Annotated in this window: 23 protein-coding genes and 1 tRNA gene; 17 read left to right on the plus strand and 7 right to left on the minus strand. The window is 55.1% G+C overall.

Going from position 1 to position 19,509, the window contains the following annotated elements:
* Positions 1 to 97 precede the first annotated feature (97 nt).
* The 3 genes from ACFQDM_RS11405 to ACFQDM_RS11415 form a co-directional block, all read right to left on the minus strand.
* Complete coding sequence (locus ACFQDM_RS11405) at positions 98 to 685, minus strand: YceI family protein (protein ID WP_377379143.1); 588 nt, start codon at positions 683 to 685, stop codon at positions 98 to 100.
* Between the two features lie 205 nt (positions 686 to 890).
* The gene (locus ACFQDM_RS11410) at positions 891 to 1,394 is read right to left on the minus strand and encodes a type III secretion system chaperone family protein (RefSeq protein WP_377379145.1); all 504 of its coding nucleotides are present in this window, start codon (positions 1,392 to 1,394) and stop codon (positions 891 to 893) included.
* A gap of 127 nt (positions 1,395 to 1,521) precedes the next feature.
* Entirely contained in the window at positions 1,522 to 1,770 is a 249-nt protein-coding gene (locus ACFQDM_RS11415) for an accessory factor UbiK family protein (protein ID WP_377379147.1), read from the minus strand.
* Between the two features lie 95 nt (positions 1,771 to 1,865).
* Between ACFQDM_RS11415 and lgt the strand changes: the two genes are divergently transcribed.
* Together lgt and ACFQDM_RS11425 are read left to right on the plus strand one after the other, a co-directional pair.
* On the plus strand, positions 1,866 to 2,810 hold the full coding sequence (gene lgt, locus ACFQDM_RS11420) for a prolipoprotein diacylglyceryl transferase (protein ID WP_377379149.1): 945 nt from the start codon (positions 1,866 to 1,868) through the stop codon (positions 2,808 to 2,810).
* A gap of 3 nt (positions 2,811 to 2,813) precedes the next feature.
* Positions 2,814 to 3,872 (plus strand): class I SAM-dependent methyltransferase, encoded by a 1,059-nt coding sequence (locus ACFQDM_RS11425; RefSeq protein WP_377379151.1) that lies wholly within the window; start codon positions 2,814 to 2,816, stop codon positions 3,870 to 3,872.
* Positions 3,873 to 3,882: 10 nt separating this feature from the next.
* Here the strand turns inward: ACFQDM_RS11425 and ACFQDM_RS11430 are convergent, their stop codons facing one another.
* Positions 3,883 to 4,323 carry a DUF805 domain-containing protein gene (locus ACFQDM_RS11430; RefSeq protein WP_377379152.1) on the minus strand — a complete coding sequence of 147 codons (441 nt, stop codon included), beginning with the start codon at positions 4,321 to 4,323 and terminating at the stop codon, positions 3,883 to 3,885.
* Positions 4,324 to 4,521: 198 nt separating this feature from the next.
* Between ACFQDM_RS11430 and ACFQDM_RS11435 the strand changes: the two genes are divergently transcribed.
* From ACFQDM_RS11435 to pth, 8 genes are all read left to right on the plus strand, one after another.
* Positions 4,522 to 6,117: a SulP family inorganic anion transporter gene (locus ACFQDM_RS11435; RefSeq protein ID WP_377379154.1), complete on the plus strand. Its 1,596-nt coding sequence runs from the start codon at positions 4,522 to 4,524 to the stop codon at positions 6,115 to 6,117.
* A gap of 66 nt (positions 6,118 to 6,183) precedes the next feature.
* A complete protein-coding gene (locus ACFQDM_RS11440; RefSeq protein ID WP_377379156.1) occupies positions 6,184 to 6,600 on the plus strand; it encodes an NUDIX domain-containing protein in 417 nt (138 codons plus the stop codon).
* A 68-nt stretch (positions 6,601 to 6,668) separates the two neighbouring features.
* Positions 6,669 to 7,451: a peptidoglycan editing factor PgeF gene (gene pgeF, locus ACFQDM_RS11445; protein ID WP_377379158.1), complete on the plus strand. Its 783-nt coding sequence runs from the start codon at positions 6,669 to 6,671 to the stop codon at positions 7,449 to 7,451.
* A gap of 95 nt (positions 7,452 to 7,546) precedes the next feature.
* On the plus strand, positions 7,547 to 8,479 hold the full coding sequence (locus ACFQDM_RS11450) for a ribose-phosphate pyrophosphokinase (RefSeq protein WP_377379160.1): 933 nt from the start codon (positions 7,547 to 7,549) through the stop codon (positions 8,477 to 8,479).
* 9 nt (positions 8,480 to 8,488) lie between these two features.
* A complete protein-coding gene (locus ACFQDM_RS11455; RefSeq protein ID WP_377379162.1) occupies positions 8,489 to 9,049 on the plus strand; it encodes a GNAT family N-acetyltransferase in 561 nt (186 codons plus the stop codon).
* A gap of 69 nt (positions 9,050 to 9,118) precedes the next feature.
* Positions 9,119 to 9,694 (plus strand): NnrU family protein, encoded by a 576-nt coding sequence (locus ACFQDM_RS11460; RefSeq protein ID WP_377379164.1) that lies wholly within the window; start codon positions 9,119 to 9,121, stop codon positions 9,692 to 9,694.
* Between the two features lie 125 nt (positions 9,695 to 9,819).
* Entirely contained in the window at positions 9,820 to 10,440 is a 621-nt protein-coding gene (locus tag ACFQDM_RS11465) for a 50S ribosomal protein L25/general stress protein Ctc (protein WP_377379165.1), read from the plus strand.
* A 129-nt stretch (positions 10,441 to 10,569) separates the two neighbouring features.
* Positions 10,570 to 11,181, plus strand: coding sequence for an aminoacyl-tRNA hydrolase (gene pth / locus ACFQDM_RS11470; RefSeq protein WP_377379289.1), 612 nt, complete (start codon positions 10,570 to 10,572; stop codon positions 11,179 to 11,181).
* Positions 11,182 to 11,426: 245 nt separating this feature from the next.
* Here the strand turns inward: pth and ACFQDM_RS11475 are convergent.
* Both ACFQDM_RS11475 and ACFQDM_RS11480 read right to left on the minus strand, forming a co-directional pair.
* Positions 11,427 to 11,502: transfer RNA gene (locus tag ACFQDM_RS11475), tRNA-Ala, on the minus strand.
* A gap of 68 nt (positions 11,503 to 11,570) precedes the next feature.
* A complete protein-coding gene (locus ACFQDM_RS11480) occupies positions 11,571 to 12,080 on the minus strand; it encodes an FYDLN acid domain-containing protein (RefSeq protein WP_377379167.1) in 510 nt (169 codons plus the stop codon).
* Between the two features lie 112 nt (positions 12,081 to 12,192).
* Here ACFQDM_RS11480 and aroA point away from each other — a divergent pair, with 112 nt between their 5' ends.
* From aroA to ACFQDM_RS11515, 7 genes are all read left to right on the plus strand, one after another.
* Positions 12,193 to 13,506, plus strand: coding sequence for a 3-phosphoshikimate 1-carboxyvinyltransferase (gene aroA / locus ACFQDM_RS11485; protein ID WP_377379169.1), 1,314 nt, complete (start codon positions 12,193 to 12,195; stop codon positions 13,504 to 13,506).
* 67 nt (positions 13,507 to 13,573) lie between these two features.
* Positions 13,574 to 14,164, plus strand: a complete 591-nt coding sequence (locus ACFQDM_RS11490) for a glutathione S-transferase family protein (RefSeq protein WP_377379171.1) — start codon at positions 13,574 to 13,576, stop codon at positions 14,162 to 14,164.
* A gap of 164 nt (positions 14,165 to 14,328) precedes the next feature.
* Positions 14,329 to 14,976, plus strand: a complete 648-nt coding sequence (gene cmk, locus ACFQDM_RS11495; RefSeq protein WP_377379173.1) for a (d)CMP kinase — start codon at positions 14,329 to 14,331, stop codon at positions 14,974 to 14,976.
* A gap of 140 nt (positions 14,977 to 15,116) precedes the next feature.
* Positions 15,117 to 16,802, plus strand: a complete 1,686-nt coding sequence (gene rpsA / locus ACFQDM_RS11500; RefSeq protein WP_377379174.1) for a 30S ribosomal protein S1 — start codon at positions 15,117 to 15,119, stop codon at positions 16,800 to 16,802.
* Between the two features lie 112 nt (positions 16,803 to 16,914).
* A complete protein-coding gene (locus ACFQDM_RS11505; protein WP_377379291.1) occupies positions 16,915 to 17,214 on the plus strand; it encodes an integration host factor subunit beta in 300 nt (99 codons plus the stop codon).
* 125 nt (positions 17,215 to 17,339) lie between these two features.
* Positions 17,340 to 18,113, plus strand: a complete 774-nt coding sequence (locus ACFQDM_RS11510; RefSeq protein WP_377379176.1) for a Crp/Fnr family transcriptional regulator — start codon at positions 17,340 to 17,342, stop codon at positions 18,111 to 18,113.
* A 183-nt stretch (positions 18,114 to 18,296) separates the two neighbouring features.
* Positions 18,297 to 18,680 carry a response regulator gene (locus ACFQDM_RS11515; RefSeq protein WP_377379178.1) on the plus strand — a complete coding sequence of 128 codons (384 nt, stop codon included), beginning with the start codon at positions 18,297 to 18,299 and terminating at the stop codon, positions 18,678 to 18,680.
* 14 nt (positions 18,681 to 18,694) lie between these two features.
* Here the strand turns inward: ACFQDM_RS11515 and ACFQDM_RS11520 are convergent, their stop codons facing one another.
* Positions 18,695 to 19,501 carry a response regulator transcription factor gene (locus tag ACFQDM_RS11520; RefSeq protein ID WP_377379180.1) on the minus strand — a complete coding sequence of 269 codons (807 nt, stop codon included), beginning with the start codon at positions 19,499 to 19,501 and terminating at the stop codon, positions 18,695 to 18,697.
* Positions 19,502 to 19,509: the final 8 nt, after the last annotated feature.

Genomic DNA, 19,509 nt, shown 5'->3' on the forward strand with positions numbered 1-19,509 from the left:
GGAGGCAAGCAATTGCAGGGAGAGTTGGGAGGAAACGACCCGCCCAGCTGGGTGGGGGGGTGGGGACGCGAGGGCGGGCCGTTCTCGATGCGAAGCCTCAGAGGTTAGCTTCGCTCTCGATTTCGATTGTCACTTCATCGCCAAGACCTGGCAGATAGGTGGTCATGCCGAAGTCAGAACGCTTGATCGTTGTTGTCGCGCTGAAACCGGCTGTCTTCTTACCAAACATGTTTTCGCCGATTTTGTTCAATTCAACATCCAGGATCACGGGTTTTGTGATCCCGTGCAGGGTGAGGTTACCGGTGACTTTAGCGGTTTCTTCGCCCGTCAGTTCGACAGATTCACTTTCGAACAGCGCCGTTGGGTAGGTTTCAACGTCGAAGAAATCAGCTGTTTTCAGGTGCTCATCGAGATCTGGCACGCCCGTTTCGAGTTTTGCGACCGGGATCGTCACTTTGACAGAGCTGGCAGCCGGATCTTCTTCGTCCAGAACCAGTTCACCTTCAACATTCATGAATTTGCCGGTTGGTGCAGAAAAACCGAAATGGTCGATCTGAAACACGATCGCTGTGTGCGTCGGATCGAATGTGTATGTTTCTGGTTCCGCATTTGCAGACATTGGCAGCAACGCCATGCCAGCAATCATCGGGAGCGCAGTCGCAAGACCAAGTTTGTTGAAACGCATAATAAATCTCCAAATTCGTTCGCCAGCTCTTCACCAAACCCGCTCGGTGAGAGCTGTCGGGATTGGCTGGCGTTCGATGGAGAATTTGGACCGATTTCTTTTTCAAACAAGGAAACAATAACGAAAGACAATGTTTCCAATTTGGGCAGAAACTTTTGGTGGACAAAACGCGTTTATGTTCGATGCACCTGAAGAGACGAAGCGTTTACGCCTCGCCCACCGTTTCAAACAGCGCGACTTCCATGGCTTCAGATGCCGTTTTGCCAGCCCAGATAACGTAGTTCATGCTTGGGGTGTATTTTTCAACAGCCGCCATGGATGCACCGATGATCGCAGACACTTCTGCTTCTTCCGGCTCGCTCCAATCGGCCATGCCGATTGTGTGCCGAAAGATGATCAGATCATCACCCGGCCAGTAGTCGAAATAGCCCAACGTCATGCGTTCATTGATCTGCATCATCAGATCATTCAATTCATTTCGCCGAGACGGGGTCGGCTTCACATCCAGCGTGACCGAAAAATGCAGGGCGATGGGATCATCACGCACCGTAAACACGCCGCCAAGATCGCCCCAGCGAGACGGCGCGATACAATGCACCGAACCATAGCCGTCACGCTCGTAAGACCAGTCCGCATCCTCGAGAATGCGCTCAACCAGGTCGAGCGAGTTTTCCATGTTGTCCAATGGGGTAGACACACCAAGCGTCATCATCGGCCTCCCTTGCCAGAATGCGGGGGGACTCCCGTTGAATCCGCGCTAACATGAGTCGACACAACGTCTCAAACTCTGTCCGCAGCTGCGCTGTGGATTAATTATCCGGTGTGGTCGACAAGCCTCACTTGGAAGCTTGGTTTTCCAGTTCGATCACACGCTTTTCGAGCTCTTCCACACGCTGCAGAGCTGTCTGTGCGAGGATTTTCAGCGCTTCCACTTCATCGCGGCGCGCAAGGTCCATTTCCGCTGCAAATTTGTCGCCCTGTGCACGCATCGCCGTCTTGGCTTCTTCGCCAACTGACTGTGCGGCATCCATCATGCCAGTCATGACCTTTGCCATGTCATCGAGGAGTGGATTTCCTTGTGCCATTCGATTACTCCTTCCGGCATAAATGGGCGGGCATACCGCTTTCATGGATTCTGCAGTCTATGTGGCCCTTAACACGGGTCAGGAAAAGAGGACAAATGAGCGCCGCTCTCAATTTTCCGGAGATATACCCCGCAATTATCTCCATCCCGCAGTTCTCGCTGGGCAGTCTGACACTCGGACCGATCAATATCCTCTGGTATGCAATGGCCTATATTATCGGTCTGGTCCTTGGATGGCGTTATGCTGTCGCGCTCGTAAAGCGGCCTCGCCTGTTCGGCGGCACCTCCCCTGCCAGTGTCGACGTGATCGACGACTTCCTGTTCTGGGCGACACTCGGCGTCATTCTGGGCGGCCGGATCGGCTATATCCTCTTTTACCAAATTCCCTATCAGTTCGACGCTATCGCTCAGAACCCGCTGATGGTTCTCAAGATCTGGGAAGGCGGGATGGCCTTTCATGGCGGTCTGATCGGCGTTGGACTGGCCACCTGGCACGTCTGCCGGACGCATAAGATTCCGCTTCTGCGGATGACCGATATCGCGGCTGCGGCGACGCCAATCGGCCTGATGCTGGGACGCTGTGCCAATTTCATCAATGCCGAGCTTTACGGGCGACATACATCTGCGCCGGTCGGCATGATCTTCCCGGAAGGGTATGGTTCGGGCGGACCTCCACAGGCCTTTGACTGGGCCAATCAGGAATGGGTCTACAATGGCAGTGAAATGCCGCGTCACCCGAGCCAGCTTTATGAGGCGGGCCTTGAGGGGGTTGTGCTTTTCATTATCATTGCCGCTCTGATCTGGTGGTTTGGTGCGCTGAAGCGCCCGGGCATGGTCACCGGCGTCTTCCTGCTCGGCTACGCCATCGCGCGCTCAATCGCCGAGCGCTTCCGTCTGCCGGATCCGTTTGTTGATGGCCTGCCGGACTGGATCACCATGGGGACACTGCTTTCCATTCCGATGATCCTGATCGGACTGTTCCTCATCCTGCGGTCCAACAAGGCGCAAGTTCCGGCCACACAGACCGAGCCAACGGAGTAGGTTTTGGCACTGAAAGACCGCTTGCTGCGCATGATACGTGCGGACGGGCCCATGCCCGTCTCGCTCTATATGCAAACCTGCCTGCATGATCCGAAGGAAGGCTATTACGCCACCCGCCCCGGCCTCGGCGAAGACTTCACCACCGCGCCTGAAATCAGCCAGATCTTCGGAGAGCTGATCGGTCTGTGGGTGGTTCATGAATGGATCGGTCTTGGCCGCCCGGCGCCATTCTCTCTGATCGAGCCTGGTCCCGGCCGCGCAACGCTGATGGTGGATGCCCTGCACGCCATGGCTCAGAACAGCGACGGACGCGCCTGTCTGGAAGCCATGGAGCTTTATCTGATCGAAGCCAGCCCTGCGCTGCGAAAGATCCAGACCGAGCGCCTGGCCGAACACGCGCCGAAATATCTGAGTGTGCTGGATGAGCTACCCGACCAGCCCGCGCTGATCGTCGCCAATGAGTTTCTGGACTGCCTGCCCGTGCGCCAGTTCGTCAAAGCCGACGGCAATAAATGGCATGAGCGCAAGGTTGGCGCGAAAGATGATGAGCTGATCTGGGGAATCGATAAATCTGACGACAACACACCGCAGTTTGATCAGCATGATCAGACGGGCGTGGAACTTCAGCCCGGTCTTGAGACCTTCGCGCTGAGCCTAGCTGCACATTTGAAAAAGACGCAGCCGCTGCGGGCGCTGATCTTTGACTATGGCCCCGATGATCATCCTGCCGAGGACACATTGCGAGCGTTTCGCCTCGGCAAACAGGTTGATCCGCTGGCTGCGCCCGGTGAATGCGATCTGACGGTCGATGTCGATTTCTCGGAGTTGCGTCGTCAGGCCGAAAAGGCTGGCCTCGTGGTCTATGGCGCCGTAACCCAGAGCGCCTTCCTCCTGGCACTGGGGGCCGAACTTCGCATGCAGCAACTCGTGAAAGCCCATCCTGACCGGGCGCAGGAGATCTTCGAAAGCGCGAAACGGCTGGTTGATCCGGCAGATCTCGGCACGCGCTTCAAGGCCATCTGTCTGTCGTCAGAGGGCCTCGGCACACCCGCAGGCTTTTAAAAAAACGGCATCACTCGAAGACGTCGATAATATCCCCATCCGGGTTTTTGGGATCGCTGCCGTATTTATTCGGTCCCTTGGTGCCGGGCACCACGCCGATCACAATCATAGCAATATTCGAGATGATCCCGACAATGGGGATATAACCGACGATAACCAGGCCGAGATAAATCCAGCCTGTCAGGTTGAGGTCATGCAGTCGGCGCACGCTGAGCGAGATATTCGGAATAAAGACGGCAAGGAAATATAGCGCGCCAAGGCTGACCAGGATAATCGCGAGGGCGTTTGCGTCGCCGCTCGAACTTTCGAGCATGACCACGCCCAACCCCAGCGTCGGAAAGATAACAATGATGTGCAGCAACCACGGCCACCAGAATTCTGATCGGCGCGAGCGTCCATTGAACTGCACATAGTTCGAGAAAAACAATTTTATCGCTTCAGGAAATCCCATCTGCTTCCCCTTCCATCACCACAGATAAAATCGTTAGCAGCAATTGGCCGGATTTCAATCAGAGAAACATATCGACGCCTTTGACTTGCTGCAGTGCGGGAACTTGGCTATCAAGCGCGGGAATTCATCGCGTGGTTGGGGCTGACGCGTCGCGACCCGTATTCGAAAAAGCAAACAATCTATGTATCGGAGACGACCTTGTCCGCACGCGCCGAGGCCATACCCAATCCTACGCCTATCAAGCTGACCCCTAATCGTATCAAGATCGAACTGCTGGCCGGCCTGACCGTCGCTCTGGCGCTTGTACCAGAGGCCGTCGCGTTTGCGTTCGTCGCCGGGGTGAACCCGCTGGTCGGTCTCTATGCCGCTTTCTTTGTCGGACTGATCACCGCTGTATTTGGCGGACGTCCCGGCATGATCTCCGGTGCAACAGGCGCGCTGGCCGTTGTCATGGTGCATCTGGTGGCAGAACACGGCGTTGAGTATCTCTTCGCGACGGTCGTTCTGATGGGCATTATTCAGGTGGTCGTCGGCCTTCTGCGGTGGGGCAAATTCATCCGTATGGTGCCTCACCCGGTCATGCTGGGCTTCGTAAACGGCCTCGCCATCGTGATCTTCCTGGCACAGCTTGGCCAGTTCAAGCTCGCAGGTGAAGGCGGTGGCCACGGCATTGGCGGCGGCGAATGGCTTCCTGTGCCGGAACTTGCGGTGATGCTGGGCCTTGTAGGCCTGACCATGCTCATCATCTGGCTGCTGCCAAAGGTCACGAAGATTATTCCAGCGCCTCTGGCAGCCATTCTGGCAGTGTCCGCGATCGTGATCGGTCTCGGCCTTGAAACCCGCAGCGTCGGCGACCTGGCATCCATTTCCGGCGGGCTGCCGGAATTCCACATTCCAATGGTGCCTCTGAATCTCGAAACACTCGAGATCATTCTCCCGTATTCAATCATTCTCGCCGCCATCGGCCTGATCGAGAGCCTTCTGACCCTCAACCTCGTGTCAGAAATGACTGACACACGCGGCGGTGCATCGAAGGAATGTGTGGCGCAGGGTGCCTCCAACATCGTCACAGGGTTCTTTGGAGGCATGGGTGGCTGCGCCATGATCGGCCAGTCCATGATCAACGTGAAATCCGGCGCGCGCATGCGTATCGCAGGCATCGCAGCAGCCCTGTTCCTGTTGTCCTTCATCCTGTTTGCAGCGCCGCTGATTGAACAAATCCCTGTGGCTGCACTTGTCGGTGTCATGTTCATGGTCGTCATTGGCACATTCGCCTGGCGCTCCATCAAGATCATGCACAAAATCCCGCTCAACGACGCTATCGTCATCATCACGGTGACGCTGGTGACCGTGTTCTCTGACCTCGCGGTCGCGGTTGTTGTCGGCGTGATCATGTCGGCCCTGAGCTATGCCTGGAATGCTGCAAGCCGCATCCATGCCGGTGTCGGCATCAGTAAGGAAGGCTGGAAAGTCTACCGGATTGAAGGCCCGCTCTTCTTTGGTTCCACAACCGGCTTTGCGGATCTCTTTGATCCACAGAACGATCCTGAAGACGTGGTTGTCGACTTCATCAATTCACGTGTGGTCGATCACTCCGGTCTGGAAGCAATTGATGCGCTGGCTGCCAAGTACAAGGCGGCGGGCAAGAAGCTTCACCTGCGCCATTTGTCTCCGGCCTGTGTGAAGCTGCTCGAAAAAGCTGGCGACATGGTTGAGATCTCAGTCCTCGAAGACCCGGACTATGATGTTGCCGTCGATTATGGCGATGCCTTCAAACGGAAGATCGAAACCTGATCAGCTGATTGACCTCTCTCCTCGCCTGCGTTGCTATGACAAAACGCAGACGCAGGAGAGACGGTGATGACTTGGAATGGCGACGCCTTTGGTGGCACGAAGCTCGCCGTTCATTGCGGCCCGGACCTTCTTGTTTATCTGCGGGATGACAAGCCGGACATTCCCCACCCCGGCACATGGGATCTGCCCGGCGGTGAACGCGAACCGGGCGAAGACCCTCCCACGACAGGCCTTCGCGAACTTCATGAAGAGTTCGGATTGATGCTTCCGGCTGAGCGCGTTGAAAATCTGACCTGCTACCCAAGCGCCAGTGGGTTACCGACCTGGTTCGGAACACTTGAGATCACCAGATCAGAGGTAAAATCGGTCCGCTTCGGCGATGAAGGTCAGTTCTGGCTGCTTATGCCGATCCACGCCTTCATTGAACACCGCCTGGCCAGCGCAGCCCTTAGAACGCGCGTCCGAAACGCATGGCAGCTTTGAACAAATGCCTCAGAAAGATCATGTTTTTCACCCGTGACGACGCACACAAGCCAAGCTAATCTGGTGCGATGACAATCGAATTGCCCGTCACCTCTGCCGATAATCTTTCGTCGCTGAGCAGCGTCTCTCACGGCTTTTACGGGCGTGAAGGCGGCGTGTCAGAAGGCCTCTACAGCAGCCTGAATGCGGGGCCGGGTTCAGATGATGATCCGTTGAGAGTGGCGGAAAACCGCTCGCGCATTGCGAAGCATATCGGCGCAAAAGACGCTGACCATCTGATGTCGCTTTATCAGATTCACTCATCCACCGTTTACAAGGTGACTGGCCCGTTCACAGGCCTCAAACGCCCGCAAGGTGATGGGATGGTGACCAATACGCCGGGCATTGCATTGTGCATTCTCACGGCAGACTGCACCCCGGTATTGTTTGCAGATGCTGACGCCGGCGTCGTTGGCGCGGCGCATGCCGGATGGAAAGGCGCACTGGCGGGTATCATCGATTCCACCCTCTCGGCGATGATGCGACTGGGCGCCAAACCTGAACGTATTTGCGCAGCACTCGGCCCCAGCCTGTCACCGGACTCCTTTGAAGTTGGCCCGGATCTGAAAGCACCCTTCATCGAAAAGCATCCCTGGAGTGAAGCCCATTTCACCCCCGGCGCAGGAGACCGCAGCCAGTTCGACATCTGGGGCTATTGTAAACAGACACTTCGCCATCGCGGCGTAGAAAATATTCAATGTGTCGAGCAGGATACACTCTCGCAACCAAACCGTTATTTTTCAAATCGTTGGCGGGTTAACGAAAACCAATCCGATTACGGACGAAACGCATCTGTGATCATGCTGCGATAAAGTGCGAAGAAAAATCATGGGATCAAGGTTGCGCCAATTCCTCTTTGCCCTAAAAGGCAGGCAAATTGCTCCCGGTTGGAAAGGCGTTCCGGCTTATGAAACTGATCTCAGGCACCGCAAACGAGCCTCTGGCACAGCGCATTGCGGAATATCTCGACATCCCGCTCACAAACACGGAATTCCGTCGCTTTGCCGACAATGAAGTGTTCGTCCGCATCAATGAAAATGTACGCGGCGAAGACGTCTTCGTCATCCAGTCGACCTCCTACCCGGCCAATGACCATCTGATGGAATTGCTCATTGCGATGGATGCGCTGAACCGCGCCTCTGCCGCTCGCATCACAGCCGTCATTCCTTATTTCGGATATGCCCGTCAGGATCGCAAAACCGACGGTCGGACGCCAATTTCTGCCAAGCTGGTCGCCAATCTGATCGCAACATCAGGCGCAGACCGGGTCCTGACCATGGATCTCCACGCTGGTCAGATCCAGGGCTTCTTCGATGTGCCAACGGACAATCTGATTGCGACGCCGGTCATGGAACGCGACATTCGTGAGCATTATGACGCTGACAATGTGATGATCGTCTCCCCGGACGTTGGCGGCGTTGTTCGCGCCCGTTCTCTCGCCAAGCGTCTGGACTGTGATCTGGCCATCGTCGACAAACGCCGTCCGAAAGCGGGCGTCAGCGAAGTCATGAACATCATCGGTGAAGTCGACGGACGTCATTGTATTCTCTTCGACGATATGTGTGATTCCGGCGGCACGCTCTGCAATGCGGCAGCTGCGCTGAAGGAAAAAGGCGCTTGCGGCGTATCGGCTTATGTCACGCACGGTGTTCTGTCCGGCGGTGCCGTCGAGCGTATCGAAAACTCCGTCATGGACGAGATTGTGATCGCCGACACGATTGCACCAACCGAAACGGCGCTGAATTCAGACAGCGTTCGCGTTCTCACGGTTTCGAAAACGATTGGCGAAGCCATTCGTCGCATCGCGAACGATGAGAGCATTTCGAAAATGTTCGACTAGGTCAGCCCTATGTATACCCTGCCGGGACGTGCACCTTCAGATATCCCGGTTGTCGAAACCGAGCGCCTGCGTTTGCGGGCCTCGAAAGCTGCAGACTTCGAACCGCTATACGCCATGTGGCAGGACACCGAATATGTCCGCTTCATCGGCAATCGAAAGCGATCCAGCGGCGAAGTCTGGACCAATCTTCAGAAGAATATCGGCGCCTGGGCCATGTTTGGCTACAGCTATTGGTCCATCGAAGACAGACAGTCCGGACAATATGTTGGCGAGTGCGGGTTTGCGCTCGCGCGCCGCGCCGAGATCACACCAGCTCTGCCCATGATTCCGGAAGCAGGCTGGGGCATCACCCCAGCCTATTGGGGAAAAGGCGTTGCAAAGGAAGCCATGCAGGCGGCCATGAGCTGGGCTCTGTCGCAGGATCGGTATTTCCCATCCCAATGCATCATTGATGTCGATCACAAAGCATCGGAGAAAATCGCGTTTTCACTGGGCTTCAAATTCAAACGCGAAGTTCCCTTCAGTGACGAAACCGTCAATCTGTACGAGCGCCCGCCCGGACAGTCCTGACACAAACTGGTAGCTTTGAGCCCGGGCGGCTTTGTGCGATGATCGCTTCATAGACTGGGGAGTGAAGACATGGTCATGTTTCTGATCGGACTTTTCGGATTTCTGGGCATCCATTCCGTTCGGGCCTTCGCCCCGGGGGTTCGTATCCGTGTCATCGCTAAAATCGGTGAGATGTCCTGGAAAGGGCTATATGCCCTGTTCTCGCTGGCCTTCTTCGTGCCTCTGGTGATGGACTATCCGCAAGCACAATCCAGTACGATTTATTTTGGAACGGTGCCCACCGCGCTGAAGCACATCAATGCCGTGCTGATACCGATCGCGCTGATCCTGGCAGTGGCTGGAAGTCTGCCGCGTGGCTTCATCCAGAAAACACTGAAGCACCCCCAACTGGTTGGCGTTAAGCTCTGGGCTCTTGGGCATTTGCTGGTGAACTGGGACCTGACATCCTTTATTCTATTCGGAAGCTTTCTCGTCTGGGCCGTCCTGGTGCGCATCTCGATCAAGAAACGGCCCCTCACGGAACCGAAGCCACCAAGCGCGCTATGGGATGCGATTGCCGTCATCATAGGCGGTCTCCTGACTGGTATTTTCGTTATGGGCGCCCACGTTTATATGTTTGGTGTGGCGCCTATCCCGATTGGATAGGCTTTCGCCATTGCCTTTTCGACGCCTCTCCCGTATAGCCACCGCTTCCGCGCCACAGAAGCGCGTGTCGGTCAGGTTGTCACCCCGGATGGGCCGGGGCGGACCTCAGGGCAAAGGATATTGATATGGCAGATCTCGTTCTCTCAGTTGAAGTGCGTGAGCGCACTGGTAAAGGCGGCGCTCGTGAAGCACGTCGTCAGGGCCTCGTTCCAGGCATTCTTTACGGCGGCAAACTCGGCCCCGTTTCAATTGCTCTCAAATTCAACGAAGTGATCAAAGCGCTGAACTCAGGCAAGTTCCTGGCGCACATGATCGAAATCGACCACAAAGGCGACAAGCAATCCGTGATCTGTCAGGACATCCAGTTCCACCCGGTCACCGATAATCCAGAGCACGTCGACCTGTACCGCGTTGACGAAGACCAGGTCATCAGCGTTGAAGTGCCAGTTCACTTCATCAATGAAGAAGCGTCTCCAGGCCTCAAGCGCGGCGGTGTTCTCAACGTCGTTCGTCACGAAGTTGAAATCAACGTTCCAGCTGGTTCTATTCCTGAAGAGCTCGTTGCAGACGTCACAGGCCTCGACATTGGCGACAACGTCAAAATCTCGAACATCACCCTTCCAAAAGGCGCAAGCCCAACCATCACCGATCGCGACTTCACGATTGCAACAATCGCAAGCCGTGGTGGCGCTGTTGAAACAGACAGCGACGAAGGTGAAGAAGGTGAAGAAGAAACCGAAGAATAAGTCGGTTTCGTATCTCATTCGAAAGGGTCAGGCTGAGCCTGGCCCTTTTTTCATGTCCGATTTCAGGCCATAAGCCCTGCCATGGCTATATTCCGTAACTGGTTCTCACGAAAACAGGTTGATCCTCCCATGCTGATTCTGCTCGGACAGGGTAATCCCGGCGACAAATATGCTGGAAACCGCCATAATTTCGGTTTCATGGCACTCGACGAAATCGCGCGCCAGCATGGCTTTGGTCCATGGAAATCCAAATTTCAGTCTCAGATCAGCGAAGGCACGATCCAGACTGACAATGGCCCCCAGAAAGTGCTGCTCATCAAACCTCAGACTTTCTACAATGAAACGGGTCGGGCGGTATCTGAAGCGGCACGCTTCTACAAGCTTGGCGCAGAGGATGTCGTTGTCTTCCACGACGAGATTGATCTTGCGCCGGGCCGCTTCCGCATGAAACAGGGCGGCGGTCATTCCGGCAATAATGGCCTGCGCTCCATCATCAATCATATGGGGGCCAATATCAGACGCGCCCGTATGGGCGTGGGGCACCCGGGCGACAAGTCCAAAGTCATGCCCTATGTGCTCGCCGATTTTCCCAAATCTGATTTACTTTGGCGCGATGCACTGCTCGATGCTTGTGCACGTGCAGCACACTTCCTCGTGTCAGGCGATGATGAGCGTTACCAGACCGAAGTGCTGCGCCTCGCCCCTGCTCCGAAGTCGGACCCGCGCAAAGCGCCGAACTGACCGGCCGGGAAATATTACAGAAAATTCAGATACCTAACCGGACGTATTTGTGCCGGGAAAGAAAAAGGGCGCCCCATAAGGGACGCCCTGTACTCTACGCTACTCTACGCATCGAGTGCATCGTCTAGAAAGATGCGCACCCGATATGTGGCAAATAACACACATGTTCTGACAAAACCAGACCGCTTTTGCAGCAATCTATGGTTAATATCCTAACATTTTGTGCATGTGCGTATTTGGGAAAATGGTGGAGCTAAGCGGAATCGAACCGCTGACCTCTTGAATGCCATTCAAGCGCTCTCCCAACTGAGCTATAGCCCCGATTTTGAGCGGCGAGCAGTACGCCGAAATCAAGACACGATCAAGCCCAAATTCATGGGCTCAACGTATTAATTCGTGTCGTCGTCGTCATCTCCGAGAACATCGTCATCATCGTCGATATCAACGTCAACATCGTCATCAAGATCGAAGTCATCTTCGTCATCGTCGAGCAGGACGTCATCATCGTCCATATTGTCTTCGGAGAAGCCTTCTGGAACGCCGCCAGATGAATCGTCATCATCGTCATCGTCGCCACTTGTCGGAATTGGCGCGTCTTTGTCGACTTCGTCGATTTCAGGCGTATCGTCTTCTTCTTCGTCGTCGTCATCATCGTCGCTTTTCTTCGCAACGTCCTCGACAACATCATCCTCGTCCTCGTCGTCCTCATCATCTTCCGGATCTTCCGGCTTGGATGAACCACGTGGCGCTTTGTCAGGTGTGGGCGTGACCTCCTCGAAGAAGGAGATAGGATATTCCTTGCCCGTATAAGGCGAAACGATTGGATCCTTGTTCAGGTCGTAGAAGTTCTTTCCCGTTTCCGGGCAGGTCCGTTTCGTTCCAAGATCTTTTTTCGGCACAGCGGCCCCCTTACACGATCAGTCTTGTTTTATTTCGATTGGGGCGAGCGCTTGCCATGATCACCTCGCCCTGTCAAAGCAGTTTTGTTACAAACTGCAGGTCAAAATCAATATGGTGTGGATTTCAAATCCGGTTTCGCGTCTTTCAGGACGAATTTTACCCCCTGGCGATAAATCCTGCTCACATCGTGCACTGATGTTTGCCGCGCTTGCTTCCGGCCGGTCTGTTATCTCCGGACTTCTGGAAGGCGATGACGTTCTGCGCACAGGTGAAGCCTGTCGGGCTTTGGGGGCAAACGTCAAGCAAATTGCGCCGTATACCTGGGAAGTAATCGGCACGGGCGGCTATTCCCAGCCAGACGACCGCATTGATTTTGGAAATTCCGGCACAGGCTCGCGTCTGATGATGGGGGCCATGGCGGGCTTCCCGATCCGCGTTGACCTGACCGGCGATGAGAGCCTGCGCTCCCGCCCGATGGCACGCGTGCTCGACCCGCTCAAATCCATGGGCGCAGATGTCAAAGGCGAAGACCCGGACCGCCTCCCCCTCACGCTGATCGGATCGTCTGACCTGCAGGCGATTGATTATACCCCACCTCATGCCTCCGCTCAGGTAAAGTCAGCTATCCTGCTGGCTGGCCTGAACGCGAAGGGCACCACAATTGTCCGCGAGGCGCGCAAGACACGCGACCACACAGAACGCATGCTGGAAGGCTTTGGTATTGAACTGACGCAGGAAGCCGTGGGCGAGGGCCAGAACATTTCAATTGTCGGCGGCCAGTCTCTGACGCCTGTCGACTTTACCGTTCCCGGAGACCCCTCCTCTGCTGCCTTTCTGTTTGCAGCCGGCATGATTTCACCGGATGCTGACGTGACCATTGAAGGCATCATGACCAATCCAACCCGCGCGGGCCTTCTCAAACTGGCCTATGACATGGCCGAACTTGAGGATCTGGAGCGTCACACGATTTCCGGCGAAGAAGTTGTGACCGTCCGGGTAACAGGCTCAGGACGCGTCAAACGCGCCATTCCCGGTCAGGAACTCACCGCAGCGATGATTGACGAGTTCCCGATCTATGCGGTCCTCGCCGCCTTCGCAGAAGGCGAAACACGCATCACGGGCGCAGAAGAACTCCGCGTGAAGGAGTCCGATCGCATTACCGCTACAGTGAACATGCTGCGTGCCAATGGTGTGGAAGCAGACGAACTGCCGGATGGTTTTGTCATACAGGGCTGTAACGGAAAGGTGCCGGGCGGCGGCGTGGTCGACACCATGCACGATCACCGTATCGCCATGTCTGCTCTGATCATGGGCACCGCTTCGCAAGAACCTGTCGGCGTAGATGACATTGCCATGATCGCGACAAGCTATCCGGAGTTTTTCCAGCATATGCGAACACTGGGCGCTGATATTCGGGAAGCCTAAACACTCCTGACAGTATGGTGTCAGCAGCCTCCTGATAGCGGAAAGATCCTAAAGAAGGAGGAATGACGTGCTGACACTTTATCATGCACCGAATAGTCGCTCGACACGTGTCGTTGCGCTGGTTCACGCTATGGGCAAGCTGGACGAAATCGATATCAGAACGGTCACCATATCCCGTCAGCAGGGAAACGACCTTCCCGACGACACAAACCCGCACCCGGAGAAGAAAGTACCGCTTCTGGTACATAATGGAGAGATGATCCGCGAATCCTCCGCGATCATGCTGTATCTGACCGACCATTTCAAAAGCCCGTTAGGGCCTCAGATTGGCGAAACCGGTCGCGGGGAATATCTGAGCTGGCTGTCTTACTATAGCGGCGTCATAGAGCCGGTGATCGTCGGCAACTTCATGAACGTTCAGGGCAACCCCGTTTTCGTTTCAACCTTTCGAGGGCTGGATGAGATCCACGCATCTATCGAACGCGGATTATCACGCGGGCCGTGGATCATGGGCGATGGCTTCAGCGCAGCTGACCTACTGATATCGTCCCCTTATCTTTGGGCCCCTCACCTGCTTCCGGAAAATCCGATCATCAGGGATTGGGTAAAGCGGTGCCAGGAACATCCGAGCATGGTCTGGGCCGGGCAATACACCTAACCAATAGCTCGCTTCGAAAAAGAACGTCATATGCTGTGCGCAGGTTTGCAGTTCATTCCGTAAGCGAATATGCACACCATACTTAGCTTGTGATCTTACCGGTCACGCGGAATGCTGCAGCATTTGCAGCTTTGCAGAAGGCCTTCGTGCAGCACATGACGGATATGCCCAACCTTATCATCGCCATTGATGGCACCCTTGCCTCCGGCAAAGGCACACTCGCGCGCTTTCTCTCGAGCGAATATGAACTGCCTCATCTCGATACTGGTCTTCTTTATCGTGCGCTGGCAGCGCTCGCCCTGAAAACATCCGTCGCTCTGGATGATGAAGACGCACTGGCAGACAAGGCAGAAACGCTCAATCTCGCCGAATTTGACGAAGCCGATCTGCGAACAGCTGAGGTCGGCCAGGCGGCATCGAAAGTTGCCGCCTATCCGAAGGTTCGCAAGGCGCTCTTTGAGCTTCAGCGCGAATTCGCGTTTCAGGATGGCGGCGCCGTTCTGGACGGACGTGACATTGGCACTGTGGTTTGCCCGGAAGCCCACGTCAAAATCTGGGTTGATGCCGATATCCGTACACGTGCCGAGCGCCGGGTTGCAGAACTGAACGCCAAGGGTGATCCAATCACCGTTGATGAAATGCTCGAGCAGCTGGAAGAGCGGGACAAAAGAGACCGCACGCGCGACGTCGCGCCAATGCGCCCGGCAGACGATGCCCACTTGCTAGATACGTCACATTTGTCTATAGACGCGGCCAAGGAAGAGGCCCGACACATAGTCGACCGTGTCAGGGCTAGCCTTTCGCGTTCTTAGAACACGCCTCGGCATGCTCTGAAATCCCAAAACGCGGACCACAGGTCGACGACATCTTGAACCATGTAGACGCCGCATGGTGCGGCAATGACCGTCGGAAACAACCGGCCGGCCAACATTGAATGATTTTTGGAGTCTGAATGTCTACTGCTGAATCTCTCAACCCTACCCGCGACGATTTCGCGGCCATGTTCGATGCCAGCTTCGCTGGCAGCCAAATGCAAGAAGGACGCGTTATTCCTGCGACTGTCGTCTCAGTCGAAAACGACGCCGTCATCGTTGACGTTGGTCTGAAAACCGAAGGCCGCATCCCTCTCAAAGAATTCTACCAGGACACAACGAAGCCAGAAGTTGGCCAACTCGTTGAAGTTTACCTGGAGCGCATCGAAAACGCGCTCGGTGAAGCTGTTCTGTCGCGCGACAAAGCACGCCGCGAAGAAGCCTGGACCCGCCTCGAAAAACTCCACGCCAAAGAAGAGCCTGCAGACGGCGCCATTGTTGGCCGCGTCAAAGGTGGCTTCACGGTTGATCTGGGCGGCGTCAACGCCTTCCTCCCAGGTTCTCAGGTTGATATCCGTCCAATCCGTGACGTCGGCCCGCTGATGAACCAGGTTCAACCGTTCGCGATCCTGAAAATGGACCGTCCACGCGGCAACATCGTTGTGTCTCGTCGTGCCGTTCTCGAAGAGAGCCGCGCAGAGCAACGCGCTGAGATCGTCGGCGAACTGGCTGAAGGTGACGTTCGCGAAGGCGTCGTCAAGAACATCACCGATTACGGTGCGTTCGTTGACCTCGGCGGCATTGACGGCCTCCTCCACGTCACAGACATGTCCTGGAAGCGTATTTCGCACCCAAGCCAGGTCGTTGCTGTTGGCGAAACCGTCAAGGTTCAGATCGTCAAGATCAACCCAGACACGCAACGTATCTCTCTCGGCATGAAGCAACTCATGTCGGACCCATGGGATGGTGTTGAAGCGAAATACCCTGTTGGCGCACGCTACACAGGCCGCATCACGAACATCACTGACTACGGCGCATTCGTTGAGCTCGAAGACGGTGTTGAAGGCCTCATCCACGTTTCAGAAATGTCCTGGACGAAGAAAAACCTGCACCCAGGCAAAATCGTCTCCACATCTCAGGAAGTGGACGTCATGGTCCTCGACGTGGATTCCGAGAAGCGTCGCATCTCGCTCGGCCTCAAGCAGTGCCTCGACAACCCTTGGGAAGCGTTCATCGCTGAAAACCCAACTGGCAGCGAGATCGAAGGCGAAGTTCGCGGCATCACCGAATTCGGTATGTTCGTTGGCCTCGGCCCGGAACTCGACGGCATGGTTCACATCAACGACATCGACTGGAACCGTCCAGGCGAAGAAGCAATCGAAGACTATAACAAGGGCGACACCGTCAAAGTTAAGGTCCTCGAAGTGGACGTCGACAAAGAACGTATCTCTCTCGGCATCAAGCAGCTTGGCGACGACCCGATGACGGGTAGCGACATCCGCAAAGGCTCTACAGTTACCTGTACGGTTACGGAAGTTGCTTCTGGCGGTATCGAAGTCGAATTCGGTGACGGCCTCAAATCCTTCATCCGTCGTTCTGACCTTTCCCGCGATCGTTCCGAGCAACGCCCAGAGCGTTTCGCCGTTGGCGACTCGCTGGACGCAAAAGTCACAAACTTCGACCGCGCAAGCCGTCGTGTGTCTCTGTCCATCAAGGCGCTCGAAATCGAGGAAGAAAAAGAAGCAGTCGCACAGTACGGCTCAGCTGACTCCGGCGCGTCTCTCGGCGACATCCTCGGCGCAGCTCTGAAGCAAGGCGACGAGTAAACGCACATAGTCTTCTCAACGTGTGATCGATTTCGATCATTCTGAAGAAAAGTACCTTCTGTTCGCGGCAAAGTCCTTTGGCTTTGCCGCGAAATCGTTTATGGTCTCAGATATGCTGAGATCAGAACTCGTTCAGAAACTTGCAGACGAAAACACGCACCTGCGTCCTCATGACCTGGAGCGCGTGGTCGATGTCATTCTGGATGAGATCGCAACAGCACTCGAAAGCGGCAATCGCGTCGAACTGCGGGGCTTTGGCGCCTTTTCTGTTCGCAAACGTGATGCGCGCGTGGGTCGCAATCCGCGGACAGGTGAGTCTGTCGAGGTTGAAGAAAAATATGTCCCGTTCTTCAAAGCCGGCAAGGAATTGCGCGCGCGCCTGAACGACGGCATCGACCCGGAAGACCGGTAAATTCGGCAAAACCCTACATAATCGATGAGATTAGCGCCCGGTTCCCGCGGCAAATCATAAAGATTTTCAATGCTGCGAACTTAGCGAATTAGGAAACCTGTGCCCGAATTGCGCATTTTATCGGCATGGATAAGAACTATCATAGCTTTGACGATCAGCCGTGTCTGGAGACCAACACCTGTCTTGGTGCCAAGCTTTTAAGGCTTGCGCCCATTAACAACAGACAGGAAGCCCTTCTGGCGCGCCTGGAAGAAAACGTGACATCTGTACCGGCTGGCACCCTCCTCCTCAATGAGGGCGAGCCTGTGCGCGATCTGATCATCCTGAATGAAGGCTGGGTCAGCTGTCGCAAGCAATTGCCAGACGGGCGCATGAGCATCTCCCAGATCCTTCACCCAGGAGACATCGTAGGCTTTGAAAATCTTGCCTTCAAACAGGTCAAAAATAACTGCCTTGCGGAAAGCAATCTCAAGGTCTGCCGTTTTCCGCGCGAACACCTGAATAACGTGTTCAATGAAAGCCCGCGTATTTCGGCACTCATGATGGCACTCGGCGCGATTGAACAGGCGATCATCTCTGATCGGGTCATGATCAGTCGCCGCAATGACGGCGAAGCGCGCCTGGCGCTCTTCCTGCTGCAGACGCTTGCACGCCTGCGCCTGATGAATGATCAGATCTATGATCAGTTTCACTGCCCGCTGCGCCAGCAGCAGATTGGTGATGCAACTGGCCTAACGAGTGTTCATGTCAGCCGTACGCTTGGTCGACTGGAAGACCGTGGATTGCTCGCACGCCGTGGTCAGTTCATCCGCATTCTGGATGAGAAAAAGCTTGCTGAACTCGTCGATTTCAACGACCGATACCAGCAGCTCGATTTCAGCTGGCTGCCTGAAGATTGAATGCTTTCAACGCTTTAGTGCTTGTAACTGCATTAATACTGAGGAAAAAACATAAGTTTTAATCTCAGTTAATTACGGGCGGATGTTTTAACGATACTTTGGCGACAGACCTTCAGGCGTCTAAGTCCTGAACATTCTTCCTATACTGGGGAGAGTGTCCAACGCCCGCGAGTTCGTATCTCTATGTCGAATCAATTGAAGGGCAATGTCCTGATTGTTGAGGACAACCTAGTCATTGCGCTTGATGCTCAGGAAATGCTTCTTGAGCTTGGCGCACAAAGTGTTCACCTTGCCAGTTCGAATGCCGAAGCGCTCGAAATTCTCGATCGCCACGGTATTCAATACGCCATGCTGGATATCCGTCTGGGGGATGGCACCAGCGAAGACATTGCTGCACGTCTCACAGACCAGCATATTCCGTTTCTTTTCGCATCCGGTTTTGAAACTCTGAGCAAACTCAGAGACCGCTACCCAAGTGCCGAAGCGATTGAAAAGCCTTTTACCCGCGACGCACTCGAAGGCGCATTGCTGCGGCTTTTTCCAGATGCCAATGATGTAAAAGCCTGAGCGGTGATGCGGCCCTAAACGTGGGCCGCAATCACTTCGTTCACGTCAGCCTCTTTTGCCGTATCCAGTGAAATCACCTGATTGAAAGAGCTCCAATGGCCCATATCCTGAGCGGCCTTGGAGTCTTCGATCACCAGGTATTTCGGCACATTCGTTGATCCGAACAGCTCGCTTTGTTTCAGAGCATCGCTCGCCGAGACGTCGTTCGTATGCTGCGAAATGAAGATCGAGGAATAGGCTTTCTCACGCAGATAGGAATCCAGCTTGGAGCCGCGATGATGCAGCACAAAGGGAACGCCGAGTTTCTTCAGTGCATTCTCGATTGCATCCAGCTCCAGCCATTCCTGCGCCACGATCAGAGCGGGCTTCACCCTGCGTTCCTGTTCAGGGCGGGACATGAACGAGTTATAGAGCTTCAGCATCTGCTCTTCTTTCTCGATCGTCATGCGCTCCACTTCACGCAGGCGCGCTTCAATCGTCGCCAGCAGAAACTCGAAATCAATCGGCTTCGTCACATAATCATCCACGCCAAGCTTCTTGCCCTGAATGATGTGGCGCCGGTCAGCCAACGCGCTGAGAAAAACGATCGGCGTTGATCGAAACGCTTTCATGTTGCGCAGGTTTTCGAGCATGCCATAGCCGTCCAGCTCCGGCATGGTGATGTCTGAAAGAACGAGCTGCGGCTTGAAGCGCTGGATCATCTCCAGCCCTTCCCGGCCGTTCGCCGCGGTATCGACCTCATAGCCTTCGTCTTCCAGCTCTTCGACAATCAGTTCGCGGATCTCAAGTTCGTCTTCAATAACAGCAATACGAGCAGACATCATCGTCT

Source organism: Ponticaulis profundi, assembly GCF_042659465.1.
In the GTDB taxonomy this organism is placed as follows: domain Bacteria; phylum Pseudomonadota; class Alphaproteobacteria; order Caulobacterales; family Hyphomonadaceae; genus Ponticaulis; species Ponticaulis profundi.

Excerpts from the sequence above, each read along its gene's own strand:
- ACFQDM_RS11415 (WP_377379147.1), bottom strand. The coding sequence starts at position 1,770 with ATGGCACAAGGAAATCCACTCCTCGATGACATGGCAAAGGTCATGACT.
- ACFQDM_RS11505 (WP_377379291.1), top strand. The coding sequence starts at position 16,915 with ATGCTGAGATCAGAACTCGTTCAGAAACTTGCAGACGAAAACACGCAC.
- ACFQDM_RS11515 (WP_377379178.1), top strand. The coding sequence starts at position 18,297 with ATGTCGAATCAATTGAAGGGCAATGTCCTGATTGTTGAGGACAACCTA.
- pth (WP_377379289.1), top strand. The coding sequence starts at position 10,570 with ATGCTGATTCTGCTCGGACAGGGTAATCCCGGCGACAAATATGCTGGA.
- rpsA (WP_377379174.1), top strand. The coding sequence starts at position 15,117 with ATGTCTACTGCTGAATCTCTCAACCCTACCCGCGACGATTTCGCGGCC.
- ACFQDM_RS11520 (WP_377379180.1), bottom strand. The coding sequence starts at position 19,501 with ATGTCTGCTCGTATTGCTGTTATTGAAGACGAACTTGAGATCCGCGAA.
- ACFQDM_RS11455 (WP_377379162.1), top strand. The coding sequence starts at position 8,489 with ATGTATACCCTGCCGGGACGTGCACCTTCAGATATCCCGGTTGTCGAA.
- ACFQDM_RS11460 (WP_377379164.1), top strand. The coding sequence starts at position 9,119 with ATGGTCATGTTTCTGATCGGACTTTTCGGATTTCTGGGCATCCATTCC.
- lgt (WP_377379149.1), top strand. The coding sequence starts at position 1,866 with ATGAGCGCCGCTCTCAATTTTCCGGAGATATACCCCGCAATTATCTCC.
- ACFQDM_RS11430 (WP_377379152.1), bottom strand. The coding sequence starts at position 4,323 with ATGGGATTTCCTGAAGCGATAAAATTGTTTTTCTCGAACTATGTGCAG.
- aroA (WP_377379169.1), top strand. The coding sequence starts at position 12,193 with ATGGTGTGGATTTCAAATCCGGTTTCGCGTCTTTCAGGACGAATTTTA.
- ACFQDM_RS11405 (WP_377379143.1), bottom strand. The coding sequence starts at position 685 with ATGCGTTTCAACAAACTTGGTCTTGCGACTGCGCTCCCGATGATTGCT.
- ACFQDM_RS11510 (WP_377379176.1), top strand. The coding sequence starts at position 17,340 with ATGGATAAGAACTATCATAGCTTTGACGATCAGCCGTGTCTGGAGACC.
- ACFQDM_RS11450 (WP_377379160.1), top strand. The coding sequence starts at position 7,547 with ATGAAACTGATCTCAGGCACCGCAAACGAGCCTCTGGCACAGCGCATT.
- ACFQDM_RS11410 (WP_377379145.1), bottom strand. The coding sequence starts at position 1,394 with ATGACGCTTGGTGTGTCTACCCCATTGGACAACATGGAAAACTCGCTC.
- cmk (WP_377379173.1), top strand. The coding sequence starts at position 14,329 with ATGCCCAACCTTATCATCGCCATTGATGGCACCCTTGCCTCCGGCAAA.
- pgeF (WP_377379158.1), top strand. The coding sequence starts at position 6,669 with ATGACAATCGAATTGCCCGTCACCTCTGCCGATAATCTTTCGTCGCTG.
- ACFQDM_RS11440 (WP_377379156.1), top strand. The coding sequence starts at position 6,184 with ATGACTTGGAATGGCGACGCCTTTGGTGGCACGAAGCTCGCCGTTCAT.
- ACFQDM_RS11465 (WP_377379165.1), top strand. The coding sequence starts at position 9,820 with ATGGCAGATCTCGTTCTCTCAGTTGAAGTGCGTGAGCGCACTGGTAAA.